This window comes from Moorena sp. SIO4E2, assembly GCF_010671945.1.
GTDB lineage: Bacteria > Cyanobacteriota > Cyanobacteriia > Cyanobacteriales > Coleofasciculaceae > Moorena > Moorena producens.
Map to the genome: position 1 here is coordinate 1 of NZ_JAAHIE010000510.1, position 5,066 is coordinate 5,066.

6 protein-coding genes are annotated in these 5,066 nt (G+C 45.2%); 4 read left to right on the forward strand and 2 right to left on the reverse strand.

Annotation, left to right across the window (positions count from 1 at the left end):
• The first annotated feature begins 456 nt into the window (after positions 1–456).
• A complete protein-coding gene (locus F6K37_RS45765; protein WP_143764184.1) occupies positions 457–576 on the forward strand; it encodes an AraC family transcriptional regulator in 120 nt (39 codons plus the stop codon).
• Between the two features lie 168 nt (positions 577–744).
• On the opposite strand, the gene F6K37_RS31760 is transcribed toward F6K37_RS45765, so the two are convergent.
• Positions 745–885, reverse strand: a complete 141-nt coding sequence (locus F6K37_RS31760; RefSeq protein WP_287254556.1) for a hypothetical protein — start codon at positions 883–885, stop codon at positions 745–747.
• Positions 886–1,033: 148 nt separating this feature from the next.
• On the opposite strand from F6K37_RS31760, the gene F6K37_RS31765 reads away from it, so the two are divergent.
• The 3 genes from F6K37_RS31765 to F6K37_RS31775 all read left to right on the forward strand — a co-directional run bounded on the left by F6K37_RS31765 (position 1,034) and on the right by F6K37_RS31775 (position 3,982).
• Positions 1,034–1,894 carry a ribonuclease HI family protein gene (locus F6K37_RS31765; RefSeq protein WP_287254558.1) on the forward strand — a complete coding sequence of 287 codons (861 nt, stop codon included), beginning with the start codon at positions 1,034–1,036 and terminating at the stop codon, positions 1,892–1,894.
• 804 nt (positions 1,895–2,698) lie between these two features.
• Positions 2,699–3,208: a late competence development ComFB family protein gene (locus tag F6K37_RS31770; RefSeq protein ID WP_008178239.1), complete on the forward strand. Its 510-nt coding sequence runs from the start codon at positions 2,699–2,701 to the stop codon at positions 3,206–3,208.
• Positions 3,209–3,526: 318 nt separating this feature from the next.
• Positions 3,527–3,982 carry an SRPBCC family protein gene (locus F6K37_RS31775; protein WP_287254560.1) on the forward strand — a complete coding sequence of 152 codons (456 nt, stop codon included), beginning with the start codon at positions 3,527–3,529 and terminating at the stop codon, positions 3,980–3,982.
• A gap of 274 nt (positions 3,983–4,256) precedes the next feature.
• On the opposite strand, the gene F6K37_RS31780 is transcribed toward F6K37_RS31775, so the two are convergent.
• Entirely contained in the window at positions 4,257–4,568 is a 312-nt protein-coding gene (locus tag F6K37_RS31780; protein WP_008178243.1) for a TRADD-N-associated membrane domain-containing protein, read from the reverse strand.
• Positions 4,569–5,066 lie beyond the last annotated feature (498 nt).

Genomic DNA, 5,066 nt, shown 5'->3' on the forward strand with positions numbered 1-5,066 from the left:
AACCGATATCCAGCCAATGCACATTATGGGCAATTTTTTCTTGCGCTTACCCTGGACATGATATGATTTGACATCATAGTATTTAAAAAAAAACTTTAGCTGTCCGGCAAAAGAAGCCCCACACCTAATGCGTAGCATAGGTGTGGGATGAATTTTGCACAGGGTATTATAAAATTGCTATAATATATGTACTGATAAACAAAGCCGTTCGCGTAGCGTGGCCTACGGCCTTAAATGCTGGTTTGTCAGCCACTTACGTGCCTAAAAAATAGAACTTATTGTATTGTTCCGGTGGGTCGGGGCATCCCGTGTCGTTAATAAAGTAACCCGTGTATCCGAACGCGCCCCGCGTCGGCGAAAGCCGATAGTGATGGCTGGAGTTGGTAAGAAGCCCACACTGTAATCTTCGATGAGCGTGTGGGAGTATGTCACATAAGGTTTAAGAAACTATGAAGGATGAACTATGAAAAGGGAGTCGGGAGTCGGGAGTCGGGAGTCGGGAGTCGGGAGTCGGGAATCGGCAATCGGCAATCGGCAATCGGCAATCGGCAATCGGCAATCGGCAATCGGGAATAGAGCAGCAGTTGCTAGTGGTGCTTTAGGGACGGGCTCGCCCTCATTTCATCGGTAGCCAGTGTTGGTACAGTAACGGGCAAGATGCCCGTTACACCCACCGAGCCAAACAGCTTTTAGGATATGCACCTATAGTGTTTTTCATACCTATGAGCTACACAGGATGTTTTCCTACTCCCGACTCCCTCGGTGCGCTTTCCGTAGGCGAATTAAATTCGCCACGGGTCGCACCGCTCCCGACTCCCCATCTCCCCATCTCCCCATCTCCCCATCTCCCCACCTCCCCATCTCCCCATCTCCCCATCTCCCCATCTCCCCACACCCGGTCACCCCACACCCCACATACGCTAGTTGAGTCTATTACCTTATATATATATATATGCTTCCCTTCTTCAGAGGTATTTTGCGATCCTCTGTAGGAGCCGCTGCGTGAACGCAAAAGCGAAGGAACGAATATTAGATGAACAACCAATCAGTCAACTTAACAGCTAAGAAGACTAACAGTAAGCTTACGATCCTATTTGATGGGGGGTCTCGTGGGAATCCTGGAATAGCTGGTGCTGCTGCTATTATTAAACAACCAGGAGCTCAAACTATTAGCGTTAGTAAATTTTTCCCTCATGCTACCAACAATGAGGCCGAATATAACGGAGCTATTCTTGGGTTGGAGAAAGCCTTGGAAATCGGTGCTGGGCAGGTAGTCCTAAAAGGAGATTCTCAACTGGTTATCAATCAGCTTAAAGGTACCTGGAGAGTTAAAACACCCCACTTACGACCCTTATGGACAAAAGCTAAGTCACTTCTGAATCAGTTTGACTCTGTTAAATTGGAGTGGATTCCCCGAGCACAGAATTCAGAAGCCGATGCCGCTGCGAATCAGGCTATGGATCAACGCAAAGGGGTTAGCGCTGTAAGAAATAAAGCCACTGGGTTGCCCAAGGTTCAACCTTCTTTACCAAAACTTGCTGACCAGTTCTCTGAGTTGCCCAAGGTTAAACCTGTACCAAAACTTGCTAACCAGATCTCTGAGTTGATTGCGGACGCAAAAAATGCTAAATTAAAAGATTTCCTTAAGTTAAAAAGTGGTCGGGATGAGTTTACTAGCAAGCGATTACCCACCCTAAAGGAAATGGTACCTGCTTCTGTTCAAAATGCGATCGCATCGGCTATGGCTGATGCTGATGACTCTACCTTAGCCAAGGTATACCGCTGGTATCTTAGAGGATTACCCGCAGACCTAGCCATTAGAAAAGTCCAGGTCGATTTAGAAGTATCTGAAAAGATTATCGAGCGTCGAAAAAAAAATCAACAAACCCTCTAATTATAACACATGATTATCGCTTTAGCAATCCTAGGTAATTTGTAGTAATAAGGAAAAACTCTGAACAAGCCCTCAGTACTTACTAATTAGTACTAGATTTCTTCTACAAAATGCGACTGGTTCACCATTGGGATGGCGAACGCAACCGTGGCTTTTGCCTGTGATCGATATCATAGGCGGAAAGCAAAAGATCAGTTATTATTGTGGTTACCAGACTCACCTGGCTAGGTGTGGGGTTAAGCTCAAACCTAAAAAAATACTAAAAAGCTATTGTTGAGAGTTCCTGACAGGATACATAAAAGCGTAAGCATATGCGCTACGCGCACGCGTGCGCGTTCAGCGGTCAGCGGTCAGCGGTCAGCGGTCAGCCAAAGGCTTACGCTGCTTGAGGTGCCGTCAGCTTTTTGGCACAGGCCACAAGCGCTGTGATTTCACTCAGATTAAACAAATGGTTACCTGTTTTATTCAAAAGCACCTCAAGTAGCGTGGCACAGGCTTCGACGCATCGGACCTAACCCATAAGCTGATACGCGACACGCTGATAGCTAAAAGCTGATAGCTGATAGCTGACGGCTGAATGCTTACATAAAAGCTATCTATAAGTGCTTCACTACAGCAGTAGAAGCTCAGAGCTAATCCAACAGGAGTTCAAAAAATTGGTTACTAAGAAACGGTGACCCCAAGTAGGGTATTTGGCTAGCTGGTTCTTGCGTAGGCAGAACAAAATGTCTTTCACATGGCCATCTTTGATCAAGCCACTCGTCAAGGGCTTTTTATTTATTGCAATATCTAACTGGTTAAGTCATGGAAGCACATCGATTACATCAAGCAATAACCTATCAAAATGTCATGGAAATCTTAGTGGCTCAGGAAGTAGAGCGTCAAAAGTCTCGACTTTCCCCGAAGCTAGCTAAGTATATAAACCATGTAGAAGTGGCTACCTATGCCCTCAATCGTTTACCACCTCTGTATGCTTCCTGTGAAGAGGGGAGGCGTCAGCAGCAGTTAAAGGGTAACAAAAAACTAAGGCAGCAGATTACTACTACTGTGCGTCAAGCCTTTGCTGCCGTGCAACGAGACCCGATCAGACTCTGTACACCGATCAGACCACAAGAAGAAACCGAATCTCTAGCGGCTAAACTGGCTCTGCAAGGAATCCGGGAATTACTCAAAAATAAAGAAATAACATGGTATAATCTGGTCAGTATTGTCAGGCAAACCCTGATTAGAGCAACTCAGATCAGAAAAAATCGGCAAAAAGAGCAGCCAAGAGACCCAATTTATGGTTGGAGTGACTCTCGTTACCAGCTCTAAGTTTGCGATCGCGTAGCGTGACCTACGGTCAATCGCGTTCACAGCTTGACAGGTTGACAAGTTGAAGGTTGACAGGTTGATCACTTGAAGGTTGACAGGTTGATCAGTTGACAGGTTGACAGGTTGACAGGTTGACAGGTTGACAGGTTGACAGGTTGACAGGCTATAGTCTCCAAACCAGCGTTTTAGATTTATGTCTAATATCATGTTGGGATAATTACCCTTAATAAAAATCTCCCCATCTCCCCATCTCCCCACACTTCCCACCCTCCCTATAATTATGGGTATTCAACCTGACTTGATATAACTGGGTATCTAATGCTGCACTTTAACTATTCTACTGTGATCAATGCACCAGTTGAGATAGTTTGGACCTTTCATGAGCGAGATGATATTCTCGATCTGCTCACTCCACCCTGGCAACCAATCCAGGTGATCCGTCGTGAGGGGGGTTTAGGGATTGGAGCAGTTTCGGAATTTCGGATTTTTCTTGGTCTAATTCCCTTAGAGTGGATTGCTGTTCATACCGAGTATGAGCAATACCGACTCTTCAGTGATCAACAACAAGAAGGACCCTTTGACTATTGGGTTCATCGCCATCAATTTATTCCAGAAGATCAGAAAACTAGGCTAACTGATTCCATTGAATTTGCCTTACCAGGAGGAGCGTTAGTCGAAGATATGTTTGGTTGGTTAGTAACGCTGCAATTAGAGCAAATGTTTCGCTATCGCCATAAAGTAACCCAACGAGAATGTTCTAAGTTGGTGAATTGAGTAGGGTTAGTAGGAAACGGGCAAGATGCCCATTCCACGGAAACGGGCAAGATGCCCATTCCACCCACCGGGTCAAACTCAAAGTATGGAACAGCGAACAGGTAAAAATAATCAGATTTGATGCTTTCAGTACTAAAATTGATTGTTATCGCCTCCCCTATTACGTTTTTTTGTACTGATGTCAGGTAAGCATTCAGCTATCAGCTAATGCGCTACGGAAACAGCTAAAGGCTTGTGGCCAACGGCTGACGGCTGATAGCTGACGGCTGAATGCTTAGGTTTCATCTAACAACTTCTCCATCATTTCCTCTAACTCTTCCTTTGAATCCTTCGCGAATTGGACACTAGTAATAGTCCCCAAAACTCCGCCCGATGCTGTCAAGCTTGCTTCCGACACTTTGTCAATATACAAAAGCCCGACACCACATAAAGTCATCAACGCTGATGCCGCAGTTACACCAAGAGCAAGGTTGTAACTATGTCTTACTTGTCGTAATAATTCCCGGATGATTTCTTCTTTGATATCACTTTTGAGATCACGGTTGTCATCCTTAATTTGTCGCTTCTTAGAAAAACTAAATGCCATTGTTGATCTCCTCAATCTTCTATCGTTGGCTGCTGATATTCGTATCTTATTCAGAGGAAACTATCTACGCCAAGGGCAAATGGGTTTAGTTGATGTTAGGTTTTGCCCTACTGGCTTTTAGGGAGCAGGGAGCAGCGATCCCCCCTAACCCCCCTTAATAAGGGGGGGAAAGAGCAGAGAAGAAAGAAAAGGGAAGAGGGAAAAAATATTCTGTACCTCATAGCTATGAAAAATGCTGTAAAATAGATTAGGGCAAATAGGTAAATCAAGAAAACCTATCTGCCCTAATTAAGCATTCAGCTATCAGCTATCAGCTATCAGCTATCAGCTATCAGCTATCAGCTTATGGGCTATGGGCAAGCTACGGAACTTTTGAAGAAAACAGGTAAGCGTAAAGTCACAACGTCGAAGCCTGTGCCACAAAGCTAACGGCTGACCGCTGACCGCTGACCGCTGAATGCTTGCTTACCTACTCCCGACTCCCGACTCCCGACTCCC

What these genes read in the sequence shown, in the direction of transcription:
- F6K37_RS45765 (WP_143764184.1), top strand. Translation starts at nt 457, where the DNA reads ATGAACTATGAAAAGGGAGTCGGGAGTCGGGAGTCGGGAGTCGGGAGT.
- F6K37_RS31760 (WP_287254556.1), bottom strand. Translation starts at nt 885, where the DNA reads ATGGGGAGATGGGGAGATGGGGAGATGGGGAGGTGGGGAGATGGGGAG.
- F6K37_RS31765 (WP_287254558.1), top strand. Translation starts at nt 1,034, where the DNA reads ATGAACAACCAATCAGTCAACTTAACAGCTAAGAAGACTAACAGTAAG.
- F6K37_RS31770 (WP_008178239.1), top strand. Translation starts at nt 2,699, where the DNA reads ATGGAAGCACATCGATTACATCAAGCAATAACCTATCAAAATGTCATG.
- F6K37_RS31775 (WP_287254560.1), top strand. Translation starts at nt 3,527, where the DNA reads ATGCTGCACTTTAACTATTCTACTGTGATCAATGCACCAGTTGAGATA.
- F6K37_RS31780 (WP_008178243.1), bottom strand. Translation starts at nt 4,568, where the DNA reads ATGGCATTTAGTTTTTCTAAGAAGCGACAAATTAAGGATGACAACCGT.